Source organism: Marinobacter sp. MBR-105, from assembly GCF_053628895.1.
This window is the reverse complement of record NZ_JBRJHG010000009.1, coordinates 147,244-162,411: the sequence shown is the minus strand read 5'-3', so window position 1 is coordinate 162,411 and position 15,168 is coordinate 147,244. Positions and strand designations below refer to the sequence as shown.

At 58.7% G+C, this 15,168-nt stretch carries 13 protein-coding genes; 10 read left to right on the top strand and 3 right to left on the bottom strand.

Annotation, left to right across the window (positions count from 1 at the left end; all coding sequences use genetic code 11):
- The first annotated feature begins 1 nt into the window (after position 1).
- From ACSSVV_RS12320 to ACSSVV_RS12290, 7 genes are all read left to right on the top strand, one after another.
- Positions 2-1,000 (top strand): ABC transporter ATP-binding protein, encoded by a 999-nt coding sequence (locus ACSSVV_RS12320; RefSeq protein WP_023008397.1) that lies wholly within the window; start codon positions 2-4, stop codon positions 998-1,000.
- Positions 997-2,007, top strand: coding sequence for an ABC transporter ATP-binding protein (locus ACSSVV_RS12315; protein WP_014420321.1), 1,011 nt, complete (start codon positions 997-999; stop codon positions 2,005-2,007). The genes ACSSVV_RS12320 and ACSSVV_RS12315 overlap by 4 nt, the downstream gene beginning before the upstream one ends.
- A 75-nt stretch (positions 2,008-2,082) precedes the next feature.
- Entirely contained in the window at positions 2,083-2,988 is a 906-nt protein-coding gene (locus ACSSVV_RS12310; protein ID WP_011783999.1) for a LysR family transcriptional regulator, read from the top strand.
- 1 nt (position 2,989) lies between these two features.
- Positions 2,990-4,279, top strand: a complete 1,290-nt coding sequence (gene pepQ, locus ACSSVV_RS12305; protein ID WP_011784000.1) for a Xaa-Pro dipeptidase — start codon at positions 2,990-2,992, stop codon at positions 4,277-4,279.
- Between the two features lie 99 nt (positions 4,280-4,378).
- A complete protein-coding gene (locus ACSSVV_RS12300; RefSeq protein WP_011784001.1) occupies positions 4,379-4,585 on the top strand; it encodes a bacterioferritin-associated ferredoxin in 207 nt (68 codons plus the stop codon).
- Between the two features lie 116 nt (positions 4,586-4,701).
- The gene (gene bfr, locus ACSSVV_RS12295) at positions 4,702-5,178 is read left to right on the top strand and encodes a bacterioferritin (protein WP_011784002.1); all 477 of its coding nucleotides are present in this window, start codon (positions 4,702-4,704) and stop codon (positions 5,176-5,178) included.
- 180 nt (positions 5,179-5,358) lie between these two features.
- Positions 5,359-6,711: a phosphohexomutase domain-containing protein gene (locus tag ACSSVV_RS12290; RefSeq protein WP_011784003.1), complete on the top strand. Its 1,353-nt coding sequence runs from the start codon at positions 5,359-5,361 to the stop codon at positions 6,709-6,711.
- A gap of 62 nt (positions 6,712-6,773) precedes the next feature.
- Here ACSSVV_RS12290 and ACSSVV_RS12285 read toward each other — a convergent pair whose 3' ends face one another.
- Positions 6,774-7,871 carry a phospholipase A gene (locus ACSSVV_RS12285; RefSeq protein WP_011784004.1) on the bottom strand — a complete coding sequence of 366 codons (1,098 nt, stop codon included), beginning with the start codon at positions 7,869-7,871 and terminating at the stop codon, positions 6,774-6,776.
- Positions 7,872-7,880: 9 nt separating this feature from the next.
- Positions 7,881-8,222 carry a hypothetical protein gene (locus ACSSVV_RS12280; RefSeq protein WP_011784005.1) on the bottom strand — a complete coding sequence of 114 codons (342 nt, stop codon included), beginning with the start codon at positions 8,220-8,222 and terminating at the stop codon, positions 7,881-7,883.
- 197 nt (positions 8,223-8,419) lie between these two features.
- On the opposite strand from ACSSVV_RS12280, the gene ACSSVV_RS12275 reads away from it, so the two are divergent.
- On the top strand, positions 8,420-8,833 hold the full coding sequence (locus ACSSVV_RS12275; RefSeq protein ID WP_011784006.1) for a c-type cytochrome: 414 nt from the start codon (positions 8,420-8,422) through the stop codon (positions 8,831-8,833).
- Between the two features lie 50 nt (positions 8,834-8,883).
- Here the strand turns inward: ACSSVV_RS12275 and rep are convergent, their stop codons facing one another.
- A complete protein-coding gene (gene rep / locus ACSSVV_RS12270; protein ID WP_011784007.1) occupies positions 8,884-10,902 on the bottom strand; it encodes a DNA helicase Rep in 2,019 nt (672 codons plus the stop codon).
- A gap of 146 nt (positions 10,903-11,048) precedes the next feature.
- On the opposite strand from rep, the gene ACSSVV_RS12265 reads away from it, so the two are divergent.
- Together ACSSVV_RS12265 and ACSSVV_RS12260 are read left to right on the top strand one after the other, a co-directional pair.
- Positions 11,049-12,782 carry a GGDEF/EAL domain-containing response regulator gene (locus ACSSVV_RS12265; RefSeq protein ID WP_023011772.1) on the top strand — a complete coding sequence of 578 codons (1,734 nt, stop codon included), beginning with the start codon at positions 11,049-11,051 and terminating at the stop codon, positions 12,780-12,782.
- A gap of 52 nt (positions 12,783-12,834) precedes the next feature.
- Positions 12,835-15,159, top strand: a complete 2,325-nt coding sequence (locus ACSSVV_RS12260) for a Tex family protein (RefSeq protein WP_011784009.1) — start codon at positions 12,835-12,837, stop codon at positions 15,157-15,159.
- Positions 15,160-15,168: the final 9 nt, after the last annotated feature.

Below are 15,168 nucleotides of genomic sequence, written 5' to 3'. Positions count from 1 at the left end.
CATGGCACTGTTGGAAGTGAAAAACCTGGATGTCCGTTTCGCGGTGCGCGGTGGCGATCTGACCGCCCTGCGTCGTATTAGTTTCAGCCTGGACAAGGGCGAGCGGCTGGGCCTGGTGGGTGAATCCGGTGCCGGCAAATCGGTGGCGGCCTTCTCAATCCTGAACCTGATTGCCAAGCCGGGTTATATCGCCGGTGGCCAGATTCTTTTTGAAGGCAAAGATCTGGCCGCCATGAGCGAGCGGGAGCTGCGCAAAATCCGTGGCAACCGCATCGCCATGATTTTCCAGGATCCGATGATGACCCTGAACCCGGTGCTCACCATCGGCACCCAGATGGTGGAGGCGATCCTGGCACACCGGAAGATCAGCAAGAAAGAGGCGAGGGCCATTGCTCTGGATCGCTTGCAGAAAGTGCAGATTCCCTCGCCGGAAAAGCGGCTGGACCAGTATCCCCATGAATTGTCGGGGGGCATGCGCCAGCGGGTGATCATTGCCATCGCCCTGCTGTTGGACCCGGAAATCATTATTGCCGATGAGCCCACGACCGCCCTGGATGTGACCATCCAGGCCGAGATCATGGACCTGCTGCTGAACCTGTGTGAGCAGGAAAACGTGGCGCTGATGCTGATCACCCACGATCTCGGGGTGGTCTCGCAGGTGACCCAGCGCATGCTGGTCATGTACTCCGGCCGGATCATCGAACAGGGCCCGACCCGGGAAATCATCAATGATGCCCAGCATCCCTACACCCAGGGGCTGATCAACGCGCTGCCCCAGATGGGTGAACCGGGTGCGCGGCTGTTCCAGATACCTGGCTCCATGCCATCCCTGAAGAATGTGCCTTCGGGTTGTCCGTTCCATCCCCGCTGTAACTTCGCCACCGACCAGTGCAAGCGCGCCATGCCGGAATATGTGCGTTCCGGCAACGTTGACGTCGCCTGTTACGAAGTTGCCAACCTGATTGAGCAGGAGAAACGCATGCAGGAGGCCGAATCATGACCTCCCCTCTGGTAAGTATCCGCGGTCTGGAAAAACGTTTTGATCTGTCCGGCAGCTTCCTTGAGCAGCTCCGGTTTGAAGGTGGGCGTTTGCGCCGCAAACAGGAAGCGGTGCACGCCATCAACGGTGTGAACCTGGAGGTGCAGAAGGGCGAGGCCCTGTGTGTGGTCGGTGAGTCCGGTTGTGGCAAATCCACCGTCGCCCGCACCGTGATGGGGTTGCTCTCGCCGAGCGCTGGAGAGATCCACTATGGCGGCCAGCGGATTGATAATCTGGAAGGTAAGGCTGCGCTGCCCTACCGCCGCAAGATGCAGATGATCTTCCAGAATCCCTATGCCTCCCTGAACCCGCGAATGACGATTCAGCAGACCCTGGAAGAGCCGATCCGGTTCCACCATCCGGACTGGTCACCGGTTCAGGTACGGGACAAGATTCACGAAGTGATGCATTCGGTGGGCATCGATCCGGACTGGGGCAGTCGCTTCGGCCACGAGTTCTCCGGCGGCCAGCGCCAGCGGATTGCCATTGCCCGCGCCCTGGCGGTGGACCCGGAATTTATCGTTGCCGATGAGCCCATCTCGGCCCTGGATGTGTCTATCCAGGCCCAGGTGCTGAATCTGTTGATGGATGCCCAGGAAAGCCGTGGTCTGACCTACCTGTTCATTACCCACGATCTCGCGGTGGTAGAACACTTCGGTACCCGGGTGGCCGTCATGTACCTGGGCCGGGTGTGTGAGCTGGCAGACACCAAAACCCTGTTCGCCATGCCCCGGCATCCCTATACCCAGGCGTTGCTGTCGGCCATCCCGAAACTCGAGGATGACCGGCCCAATCACATTCGCCTTCAGGGCGAGGTGCCCACGCCGGTGAATCTGCCCTCGGGGTGCGTGTTCCACGGCCGCTGCCCCTACGCCAATGAGCGTTGCCGGCAGGAAGTTCCACAGCTGATCGCCACCGACGGCGGGGCGCAGGTGGCCTGTCACGCCGTTGAGGAAGGGCGTTTGTAACGGCCGGGCGCGCATAGGCTATCATGCCTGCAGCAACGTACCGGTTGTGATCATTGCCAAACCTCAGGGGTTCCCATGGAAATACGCTGGCTGGAAGACTTTCTGGCGCTTGCCCGCACGCGCCACTTCTCACGGGCTGCCGAACAGCAGCACGTGAGCCAGCCTACGTTCAGCCGGCGCATCAAGCTGCTGGAGGAATCCATGGGCACCACCCTGATCAATCGGCAGACTCTGCCATTGTCCCTGACCCCGGCCGGAGAAGTGTTTCAGGAACTGTGTGAACGCATCACCCGGGAGGTCCGGGACACCCGGGACCGGATAGCCGCTCTGGATGCGGAAGCGTCTGCCCGCATCAGCGTTGGTTCTACCCAGGGGCTGTTTTCGCATTTCTATCAGGGTTGGGCGACGGAGATGGGCATTGCCGAGCGCCTTCAACTGAACCTGACCGCCACCAACTGGGTGGGGGAGCAGTTTCTGGATGCCCTGGAAAGCGGCGAATGTGACCTGGTGTTGTGTTACTGGCACCCGGATTTGCCCTGGGGGGATCGCCTGGCCAGTGACAAGTTTCAGTGGCAGACCATCGGCAGGGAAGCACTGGTGCCGGTCAGTATCGCCAATGAGCAGGGCGAGCCCCGTTACCGGTTGCCGGGCACCAATGAACAGCCTGTGCCTCTGATTGCCTACCACAGCCGTGGTTTTTTGCAGTCGGCTATCGACGGGCATCTGCAACGCGGCAAGCTGCCGGCGAATCTTTTACCACTGAACGAGAATACCCAGTCCGCGAGCATCAAGGCCCTGGTCAAACAGGGCTTCGGCATGGGCTGGTTGCCCAAGCGGATGACGGAAAAAAGCGAACAGTTTGGGCGCCTGGTACGGGCTGGTGATGAGCGCTGGGACGTACCGCTGGAAATACGTTTGATCCGCCTGAGTGACGCCCGCTCAGACGACATACTGAATCTCTGGAAACAACTGGAAACCTGATATGCCAAATCAAGACATCCTCGACCTGCAGCCTGCCCACATCCGTGAGCTGCAGAACCGGTACGAACGGGCCATGGCTGATCACGGTTATGACAGCCTGCTGATTGCCTCGGGCGCGGCGCCCTACCGGTATCGGGATGATCAGGCCTATGTATTTCAGGGCTTCGGCCCGTTTTTGCACTGGACCGGGCTGGCTGGCCAGGAGCACAGCTGGCTGTTGGTTCGGCCCGGCCAGAAACCGGTGCTCTGGCTATACCAGCCGGTGGACTTCTGGCACGCCAACCCGGTGATGGCTGAAGAACCCTGGCTAGAGGTTGTAGACGTGCGCAGCCGGCAGCAATCTGGCGCCCCGGAGCTCGATAGCCCGGGGCGGCTGGTGGTAATCGGTGATCCGCTGGTGCTGGATGGCGTGCCGGGAGATCATAACCCGGCGGCACTGGTGGCAGCCGTGGAAGAAGCCCGCGTGCGCAAAACTCCTTACGAAATTGAATGCCTGGCACACGCTAACCGGATCGCCCTGGCTGGTCACAGGGCGGCCAGAGAGGCGTTTCTGGCCGGCGACAGCGAATTCGGTATCAATCTCGCCTACCAGCAGGCCACCGGCCAGCGGGAAGTGGAGGCGCCTTATCACAGCATCATCGGATTGAACGAACATGCCGGCACACTGCACTACCAGTACTACGACCTGAAGCCTCCCCGCCGGCCCCGCAGTCTGCTGATTGATGCCGGGGTGCGCTACCGTGGCTACTGTTCAGATATAACCCGCACCACCGCCGGGCCGGATGAGCCGAGATTCACCGCGCTGGTTCACGGGCTGGAGAAACTGCAGCTGCGGCTATGCGAGATGGTGTCGCCCGGCGTGGACTACGTGGACATTCACCGCAAGGCTCACCTGGGCATTGCGACCCTGCTATCAGCTTCGGGGCTGGTGTCCGGTTTAGCGGATGAAGCCATGGTGGAGCAGGGCATTACCCGGGCGTTCTTTCCCCATGGCATAGGGCATTTTCTGGGCATTCAGGTGCACGATGTCGCCGGCAAACCGACGCCGTCCCCGGAAGATGCGCCGTTCCTGCGCCTGACCCGCACCCTGGAAGCCGGCATGGTGGTCACCATCGAGCCGGGGCTCTATTTTATTCCATCGCTGCTGGAGCCTTTGCTGAACGGGCCTGAAGCCCAGTATCTGAACCGGGCGCTGATTGATGAACTGAAGAGCTGTGGTGGAATCCGGATTGAAGATAATGTGGTGGTCACAGCGGCCGGGGCCCGGAACTTAACGCGAGAATGCGAATAGTCACTTTTTACTACAAAAACTGACTGCAAAAGGGTTGCAATCCTGTTTGTTAATAACAATAATTATCACTAACTTTATTGCTGTTAGTGAGAGCGCCCTATGTACGTTTGCCTGTGTTACGGGGTAACAGACAGAGAAATCCGCGAAGCCGCTGAAAGCGGTGTCAGTTCCATGCGCCAGCTCGGCAAGGAACTTGGCGTCGGTCGCCAGTGCGGTCGTTGCGCCTGCACTGCCCGGGAAATTCTGAAAGAGTCCCGGTCACCGGATTATATGGCGCTCGCCAATATGCTGGCGCAACCCGCCTGAGCGGGCGGGCCTGTCCACATATTGCAATTGCACCTCTTTCCCATCCGTGATTTTTTATTGCCGTTAAACCGACTATCCTTGTGAATTAACGCTTTCGCGACACAAGGAATCCGGTTATGAAAGGCGACAAAAAAGTCATCCAGCATCTGAACAAGGTCCTCGCCAACGAGCTGACGGCCATCAACCAGTACTTCCTGCATTCGAGAATGTACAAAGACTGGGGTATCACCAAGCTCGCGGCGAAAGAATACGAAGAATCCATCGATGAAATGAAACACGCCGATCAGCTGATCGAGCGAATTCTCTTCCTTGAGGGCCTGCCAAATCTGCAGGATCTGAACAAATTGCTGATTGGCGAGAATGTTCAGGAAATGATCGAGTGCGATCTCAAGCTTGAGCACACCGCGCACACAGACCTGAAAGAAGCCATCATCTACTGCGAGCAGGTTCAGGACTTTGCCAGCCGTGAACTGTTCCGGAGCATCCTCGACAGCGAGGAAGAGCACATCGACTGGCTCGAAACCCAGCTCGAAATGATTTCCCAGATGGGCATCCAGAACTATATCCAGCTGCAGTCGGCAGCTGCTGAGTAAACTCCCCGGCGTTCCGGACACCGGCTCACTCTGCGGGCCGGTGGCGCTTTCTCTCCACTCTGTTCCCCCTGCCTTTTTCCGGGTGCTTCCCCGATTGTCTGTCGAAACAGGTAGAATGGTCGCCCAGATTGGCCAGATATGCTGGCCCAACGCGGTTAATAAACCACTCCGGAGACTGAAATGGACCTGTCCTGCTTCAAAGCCTACGACCTGCGTGGCCGAGTACCTGACCAGCTAAACCCAATCCTGGCTGAGAAAATCGGCCGTGCCTACGTTGAAATCACCGGCGCCAAAAAAGTCATCGTCGGTTACGACATCCGGCTGTCCAGCCCCGAAATCGCCGACGCGTTGAGCTCCGGCCTGATGGCGGCCGGCGCCGATGTGTTTGATATTGGCCTGTGCGGCACCGAACAGGTGTACTTTGCCACCAGTCACTACCAGATGGACGGCGGCATCATGGTCACCGCCAGCCACAACCCCAAAGACCACAACGGCATGAAAATGGTGGGCCCGGAATCCCGGCCGATCAGTTCGGACAACGGCCTGAACGACATCCGGGACCGGGTGCTGGAACCGTTCTTTGACGCCGCAGAGCAGGGCAAATACGAAACCCTGGAAGTAATGAGCGCGTACGTCGACCATCTGCTGGGCTATATTGATGCTGGCTCACTGAAACCCATGACCATCGTCTGTAATGCCGGCAACGGTGGTGCTGGCCTGGTGATCGACGAACTGGAACAGCATCTGCCGTTCGACTTCATCAAGGTTCATCACGAAGCCGATGGTCACTTCCCGAATGGTGTGCCCAACCCGATCCTGCCGGAAAACCGCTCCGCGACTGCCGATGCCGTACTCCAGAATGGCGCCGCCATGGGCATTGCCTGGGACGGCGACTACGACCGCTGCTTCTTCTTCGACGAAACCGGCCGCTTCATCGAAGGCTACTACATCGTCGGCCTGCTGGCGGACCAGTTCCTGCGCAAGACCGGTGGCGGCAAAGTCATTCACGATCCCCGCCTGACCTGGAACACTCTGGATCTGGTTGAAGCTGCTGGCGGCGAAGCCATCGAAAGCAAGACTGGCCACGCCTTCATCAAACAGAGAATGCGCGACGAAGACGCCGTTTATGGTGGCGAAATGAGCGCCCACCACTACTTCCGCGACTTCGCCTACTGCGACAGCGGCATGATTCCCTGGCTGCTCGTGGCCGAACGCCTGTGCCAGAGCGGCCAGACCCTGTCATCCCTGATCGACGCCCGCATCGAAGCCTACCCGGCCAGCGGTGAAATCAACCGCACCATCAGCGACCCCCCGAAAGTTATCGCCGCCATCGAAGCCAGGTACGGCGTGGGCGCGAAATCCGTCAGCCATGTAGACGGCCTGAGCGTGGAATTCGACAACTGGCGCTTCAACCTGCGCATGTCCAACACCGAACCGGTGGTTCGCCTGAATGTTGAGGCCCGTGGAGATAAAGCGTTGATGGAAGCGAAAACTGAAGAACTGCTGGAAGAAATGAAAAGGCTGAACGTTTAAAAGGCTGGCAGTGTTAGAAGGCCCCTGAAGTTTGTGGGGCCATCCTGGTCTTGCACCAGCGCCTAGAGCCAGTCATTCAGCATAATGCCAAACCCGACCCGCTCAATCCGCTCGTTATAGTCAATCAGGCTCTCCCCATACCCGTTGTAATACTGGAAGAATCCCTTCAGCGTATCCCCCATGGGAAAGCTGTACCCGAACTCCACCGACGTCCGGTTATCCGACCTCAGATTATTCAGCAGCTTCAAAGAAAACGTCCGATCTTCCGTCAGCTTGTAAACCGCGTGATAACTGGCGTGGCCCAGATAGCTCTCTATGTCTTCGTTGTCGTCGCTGCTGCTGTTTTCCGGCAAGCGATACCAGGGCTGAACCATAAACAGCCAGCGATCCACACTATAGGCAACGGAACCCATAATCCGGTTCCAGCTCCGGGACCGGGGGTCAGGCTGTCCGTTTGACTGGTGATTAAAGCCCACCGACACCGCACTGAGCGTACCGGGACCGAGATCCCAGTTCAGGGCGTGCCTGAAAAACAGCTCCGGCTCATAGTTGGTCTCCCGGAAAGGCGCCGATTCATCCTGGTTGTAGACCTGCCAGAAGGATTTCTGGGTGTAGCCAAACCAGAAGGTTGTGCGGTCGTCGAAAATGCCCGTCAGCAACGGAACCTTGAAGCTGATCTGGTACTTGGCTTCCTCGTTTTCCAGGTTGTAGTCATAATCGATAGCTCCCAGTCGCGGGCTTGCGGGCAAGGCATTGGGGTCGTCCACCCAGGTGATCGGCAGAATGTAATTGGGCTGATGAGTCACGAAACTGCCGGTAAACGAGAAGATCGCCCGCTCGGCAGAAAGATAGTTGTCCACCAGCGCGGCCATCACCCCGTCATCAGGATCGTCTTCCAGGGCATTACCCACGATCTTCTCCCGGGTTTTCTTGTCGGCCACCAGTTCCTCTGCATCCGCCTCGGCTTCTTCCAGCTGTTCCTCGCTGGCCTGGTCACGCTCGGCCTGAGGGTTGTACTTGGCGTCATAGCAGGCCAGCCGTTGCACACCTTCCTTGATCAGCGCGCAGTTAACATCGGGTTCCTCTGGCCGATCCTGGGCAACAACCAGATTGGCCGTGCCCAACAGAATCAGGGGTAGCAGCTTGAGGCTGGGGGTCATGGGGGCTCCTTATTGGGCGGTACTCAGGCTTATCCAGGTGTTGGCAATGCCGTAAATCCAGACCCCAAGCAGGGTGAGGGTCAGCAGGGCGAAGATCGCGCGATGGCGGGGGCGGCGCTGGTCGTTCGCCGAGGCGACCCAGCGTAGATACATCAACCCGATAAAACTCAGAAAAACGCCCAGGCTGGCAAACGCCGGAATCAGCAGCCAGCCGGCAGAAAGCGGGGTGCCATCGCTTGACTGGTTGCTGAACCAGGCCATCGAGATCAGCAGTACCGCCAGGCTGGAAAACTCCAGGATCAGTAAGGTTTTTCGGCGCTTGTCCGGGGTCGTCTGTTGCTGTTGGTTCATGCGGCGACTCTGGGTTTGAGTGAATGAACGCTATGGTAACCGGAATCCATGGCAAAGGAGCTACAACCTACGAAACTGTCATTAAAATGGTTGAAATCAAATTCTGATTTTGCTCTCTGGTTTTTTTGCGGAGGCTCAATCGCTATAATGCGGCGACCGAAAGATTATAACGCTCAAATGCGAGGTGCATTGTGAAGATGAAGAGAGTCCTGGCTGTTGTTCTGCTTGGTTTTGGCCTGGCCGCCGGCGCCGCAGTGGCAAGTGTTGAAGACGAAATCCGCGAGCGCATCAAGCCGGTGGGCGAAGTGTGTCTGCAGGGTGAAGAGTGTGGCGAGGCTGCTGCACCTGCTGAGACAGCCAGCTCCGGCCCGCGTTCTGGCAGTGAAGTCTACGACGCCGTGTGCATGGCGTGTCATACCACCGGCGCAGCCGGCGCTCCCAAGATCGGTGATACCGCTGCCTGGGCTCCGCGCATTGAGAAAGGTATCGATACCCTGATTGATCACGCCATCAATGGCTTCAACGCCATGCCGGCCAAAGGTGGCTGTGCCAACTGCCCGGATGAGGAAATCACCGCTGCCGTTGAGCATATGGTTGAGCAGAGCAAGTAAGCAATCTGTAACGACCGGACAAACCCCGCCCCGAGCGGGGTTTGTTGTTTCTACAGGCCCAGATCGCCAATCAGGGCGCTGAGAGTCGCCTTGCCCTTTTTCTGGTTCGCTTCTTTGTCCTGGTCGCCCAGTCCCTCCCATTTCACATCCTCTTCCGGCAACTCATCCAGAAAGCGGCTGGGAATGGTCTCCAGTTTTTCCCCGTACTGTTTTCGGGAGGCCGCGTAAGTCAGCGCCAGGGTTTCCCTGGCCCGGGTAATGCCCACGTACATCAGGCGGCGCTCTTCCTCAATGTTGCCTTCCTCGATGCTGCTGCGGTGCGGCAGAATCTCCTCCTCCAGGCCCATAATGAACACATGGGGAAACTCCAGCCCCTTGGAAGCGTGCAGGGTCAGCAACTGAACCTTGTCGCTGTCGTCTTCCTCTTCCCGCTGCTCCATCATGTCCCGCAGTACCAGCTTGGCGATGGCGTCCTCAATGCCGATTTCATCGGCCGTGCCCTTGCCGTCGTCCAGCATGCGCTGGATCGACTCCACCAGGTACCAGATGTTCTCCATCCGGCGTTCGGCCTGTTTCGGGCTACCGGAATGCTGGTGCAGCCACTCTTCGTACTCGATGTCAGTGAACAACTGTTTGATGACCGGGATCGGGTCTTCCGAGAACAGGCGCTCGCAGGTTTTGTCGACCCAGTGGGCGAACCGTCTTAGTCGGTCCAGCCCCTTCTCGGTGACGTGGGTTTCCGCCCCCATATCCCCCAGGGCCTTGAACAGGCTGACATTGCGTGACCGGGCATAGTGACTTAACTGTTCCAGGGTGCGCGGGCCAATCTCCCGGCGCGGCACGTTCACCACCCGCAGGAAGGCCGCATCGTCGTCCGGGTTGATCATCAGCCGCAGGTACGACATCGCATCCTTGATCTCGTTCTTGGAGAAAAACGACTGGCCGCCGGAGATGCGGTAGGGAATCTGGTAGGCCTGCAGTTTCATTTCCAGCAGCCGTGCCTGATGGTTGCCCCGGTAAAGGACTGCGAAATCCCTGAAGTCGAGGCCGTTTTTCAGCTTCTGATCGAGGATCTCGGTGGCCACCCGCTCGGTTTCGGCATCTTCGTTGCGGCAGCGGATGATGCGGATTTCCTCGCCAATGGTGTGGTCACTCCACAGCGCCTTCTCGAACACGTGGGGGTTGTTGGCGATCACCGTGTTGGCGCAGCGCAGGATCCGGCTGGTGGAGCGGTAGTTCTGCTCCAGTTTGACGATCTTCAGGCTCGGGAAGTCATCTTTCAACTGGGCCAGGTTCTCCGGCCGGGCGCCGCGCCAGGCGTAGATGGACTGGTCGTCATCGCCCACCACGGTAAACGCCGCCCGCTCGGCCACCAGCTGTTTTACGAGCTCGTACTGGCACACGTTGGTGTCCTGGTACTCATCCACCAGCATGTAGCGGATTTTCCGGCGCCACTTGGCAAGCACTTCCGGGTTGTCCCGGAACAGCTGCACCGGCAGCAGAATCAGGTCGTCGAAATCCACCGCGTTGTAGGCTTTCAGGTATTCGTTGTAGTGCTTGTAAACGATGGCAATGCGCTGCTCACGCTCGTCTGCCGCTTTGCTGTAGGCCTCCGCAGGGCTGCGCATGGCGTTTTTCCAGGACGAGATGGTCATCTGCACATCGTTCAGCTCGTCGCCGGCCTCGGCGCTGGCTTCGCGCATCATCAGATCCTGCAGCAGCGCCTTGGCATCTTCGGCGTCGAAAATGGAGAAGCCTGGGTGGTAGCCCAGGTGGGTGTGCTCCTCCCGGATCATGTTCAGGCCAAGATTGTGAAATGTTGATACGATCAGGCCCCGGGTTTTGCCCCGGTCGACAATGCGGCCCACACGCTCTTTCATCTCCCGGGCGGCTTTGTTGGTAAAGGTGACGGCGGCAATGTGTCGCCCCGGGATGCCCAGTTCCTCAATCAGATAGGCAATCTTGCGGGTAATCACGCTGGTTTTGCCGCTGCCGGCACCGGCCAGCACCAGCAGGGGGCCGTCGGCGTAGCGTACCGCTTCATGTTGTCTGGGATTGAGCTTGTTCACAGTGTTGGTGCCAAAGGGGAACGGGGCATGGGTTTTTAGCGTCTGGCTATTCTACACCAGGCCGGCATGCTGTACCTTGCCGATCTATCAGCTATTCTTTATGTAATGGACTACGCTGTTCTGTACCGATATATGGATCTCGCCAGATGACACTGCCCACCGACACCAGGCCTGATTGTTTGCGCCTTCTGGTGCTGACACCGGAATACGCCGACTATCTCTGGTTCAGCGCCATGCTCGCGGATGATTCCGAAATCTGCAGTGACGCCACCTGGTGCCCGGATCTGGTGGACTGTGATGATCTTATTTCCAACGCCAGCTTCGATGTGATCGTGTGGGACTGCGTGTTCCATGGCGGCTCGGAAGCGTCGTTTCTGCAATATCTGTCGGTATCCAGTGAGGACATACCCATTCTGGCCATGAGCGCCGAATCCTGCGGAGAAAAAGCCCGGTACCTGGTTGAAAATGGTGCATCGGACTATCTGAGCCGCCGTGAGTTAGATCCCTGGAATTTCCGGCGCTCCATTAAATGCCTGTGGTACCGCTCCCAGCTCACGCAGTCGGCAAATGGCCAGCTTGGCCGTGAAGTGGCCACCGGCTTCATCAACCGGGACCTGTTCTTCGATCGGTTGCAGCAGGCGGTGCTGAGGGCTGAGCGGGCGAATCATCGCCTGGCTCTGTTGCACCTGAATATCGATGATTTCCGTAATATCAACGAATCCTTTGGTTACCAGAAGAGTGATCAGCTCATGCTTCGGCTGGCGGAGCGGCTCCGGCAGACGTTGCGACGGGTGGACTCGTTGATGCGCATCGGTGGTGACGAACTGGCCATCATCGTCGAGAAAGTGGAAGACTCGCTGGATATCACCCAGATCATTCGCAAGGTGGTCTCGGCGCTGGATGAGCCGGTGATGGTGGATGGCCAGAATGTGGTGGTCAGCGCCAGCCTGGGCGTGGCCACCTATCCGGAGGCCGGTGACAGCCCGGAAGAACTGCTCCGGCGGGCTAACCGTGCGATGTTCGAAGCCAAACGCGATCCGGGTACCAGTTACCGGTTTTACGACCGGCAGCTGCACATTTCCGCAGGCTATCAGCTCCGGCTCGAAGCCGACCTTCGCAATGCCCTGCGGGGCAAGGAACTGGAGCTGTATTATCAGCCACGGATTGACCTAGCGACCGAGGAGGTGCGCGGGGTCGAGTGTCTGTTGCGCTGGAATCACCCGGAGCGCGGCCTGGTGGGCCCCGATGAGTTTATCCCGGTGGCCGAGCGCAGTGGTCTGATTGTGCCCATCGGCTACTGGGTTATCGAGCAGGCCTGCAAGCGCTTGCAGGAGTCCACCGAGCTGGGCTTTCCCGGACTGGTGTTTGCGGTCAACCTGTCGTTCCGGCAGTTCCACGATCGCAAGATGACCGAAACCATCTTCCGTATCATTTTCAATGCCAACGTCGATACCAGCCTGCTGGAACTGGAGCTGACCGAAAGTGCCATGATGCACGACCCGGAATACGCCCAGCGCTGCCTGCGGGAGCTCAATCAGTTGGGCATCAGTTTTGCACTGGACGATTTCGGTACCGGCTTTTCCTCCCTGAGCAATCTGCAGCACCTGCCAATCTCGCTGGTGAAGATCGACAAGTCCTTTGTCCAGGAACTGGGCCAGTCTGCCGATGCCGAGCATATTATCCGGGCCATTATCAGTCTGGCTCACAGCCTGCAGATCAGCGTGGTGGCCGAAGGGGTGGAAACCGATGGCCAGCTGGAATTCCTGCGCCAGCAACACTGTGACGAAATCCAGGGCTACTATTACGCCCGCCCGATGCCCTGGAACGATCTGGTGCAATTCATGAACCGCCAGAACCAGTCCGCTTGCCTGCAGAAGTAAGCCGCTGTACCTTTGCGCATTAATTCCGAATGCGATACCAGATCGAGGCAGCATGAACAGTATTTCCCGGCGCATTGCCGAAGAGCTCGGCGTACGTGAACAGCAGGTTAATGCCACCGTTACCCTTCTTGATGAAGGCGCTACCGTTCCCTTTATTGCACGCTACCGAAAAGAAGTAACGGGTTCTCTGGACGACAGCCAGCTGCGGACTCTGGAAGAGCGGTTGCGCTACCTGCGTGAGCTGGAAGACCGCCGGGGCACCATCCTCAACAGCATTGAGGAGCAGGGCAAGCTGACCGACGAGCTGCGGGCCTCCATCGAAGCTGCCGACACCAAGAACCGCCTGGAAGATCTTTACCTGCCCTACAAGCCCAAGCGCCGCACCAAGGCGCAGATTGCTCGGGAAGCAGGTCTGGAGCCGCTGGCCGATACCCTCTACGACGATCCCACCCAGGATCCGGAAACCGTCGCTGCCGGTTACCTCAACCCGGAAGCCGGCGTTGAGGATATCAAAGCCGCTCTGGACGGTGCCCGCTACATTCTGATGGAGCGTTTTGCCGAAGATGCTGAATTGCTTGGCGCCCTGCGGGATTTCGTCTGGCAGGAAGGCCAGCTGAAAGTCACTGTGGTAGAAGGCAAGGAAAATGAAGGCGCCAAGTTCCGGGATTACTTCGACCACGTTGAACCGCTGAGAAAGGTTCCGTCGCACCGGGCGCTGGCCATTCTTCGGGGCCGCAATGAGGGCATTCTGGCCTATTCGATTGTTATGGGCGATGCTGAGGAGGATCGCCGTCAACCCCATCCCGCCGAGCAGCGAATCGCCGCCCACTGGCGCATTCGGGATAACGGCCGGGCCGCCGACAAATGGTTGTCGGATGTGGTGCGCTGGACCTGGCGCGTGAAGTTGTCGACACAGATTGAAACCGATCTGATCGCCCAGGTGCGTGAAGCGGCTGAAACCGAAGCCATCAACGTTTTTGCTGCCAACCTGAAAGATCTGCTCCTGCTCGCTCCGGCCGGTCCGCGGCCAACGCTGGGGCTCGATCCCGGCCTGCGTACCGGGGTCAAGGTGGCGGTAATCGACGGTACCGGCCAGGTGGTGGATCACGGCGCCATTTTCCCCCATGCGCCCCAGAATAAATGGGATCAGTCCATTGCCCAGATGGCAGCCTGGTGTCAGAAATACAAAATCGAACTGGTGGCCATCGGTAACGGCACCGCCTCCCGGGAAACCGAGAAACTGGTGGGCGACCTCTGCAAACGTTACCCCGAATTGAAGCTGGCCCGTATTGTGGTGAATGAGTCCGGGGCGTCGATCTATTCCGCCTCGGAATTTGCCTCCCGGGAACTGCCGGATCTGGATGTCACCATCCGTGGTGCGGTGTCCATTGCCCGTCGTTTGCAGGATCCACTGGCCGAGCTGGTGAAAATCGAGCCCAAGTCTATCGGCGTGGGGCAGTACCAGCACGATGTGTCCCAGGTGCAGCTGTCCCGTAGCCTGGATGCGGTCGTTGAGGACTGTGTAAACGGCGTGGGCGTGGATCTGAACACCGCCTCGGTGCCACTGCTTACGCGGGTGTCTGGCCTGAATCCGAGCATTGCCCAGAACATCGTGGATTTCCGGAACCAGAACGGCAAGTTCACCAGTCGCAAACAGCTGCTGAAGGTGTCTCGACTGGGTGATCGCACCTTTGAACAGGCTGCGGGCTTCCTGCGTATCGCCGGGGGCGAAAACCCTCTGGACCGGTCATCCGTGCATCCGGAAGCCTACGGTGTGGTTGAGGCCATTGCTGAGCGAAATGGCAAGAGGGTGGAGGATATCCTTGGCGATTCCGCGTTCCTGCGCAGTCTTAACCCACAGGACTACGTAACCGAGCAGTTCGGCCTGCCCACCATCAAGGACATTATCTCCGAGCTGGAAAAACCGGGCCGGGACCCGCGACCGGAATTCCGCTTTGCCCATTTCGAGGAAGGGGTGGAAACCCTCAACGACCTCAAACCCGGTATGGTGCTGGAGGGCTCGGTAACCAACGTCACCAACTTCGGTGCCTTTGTGGATATCGGCGTTCACCAGGATGGCCTGGTGCACATCTCGGCCTTGTCCCATACTTTCGTGAAAGATCCGAGAGAAGTGGTCAAGGCCGGTGACATCGTCAAGGTCAAAGTGATGGAAGTGGACATTCCCCGTAAGCGGATTGGCCTGTCCATGCGTATGGATGACCAGCCGGGGGCGGACAACAAGCCAGCCCGGGGCGCAGACCGGAACTCTGGCCGCAGTGCAGGGCGCAAACCTCAGGCCGGCCAGGGCGCACCTCAAGGTGCCATGGCTGGCGCTCTGGCCCAGGCTATGGCCTCTGCCCGTAAGAACGGCCGTTAACCCCTTCCA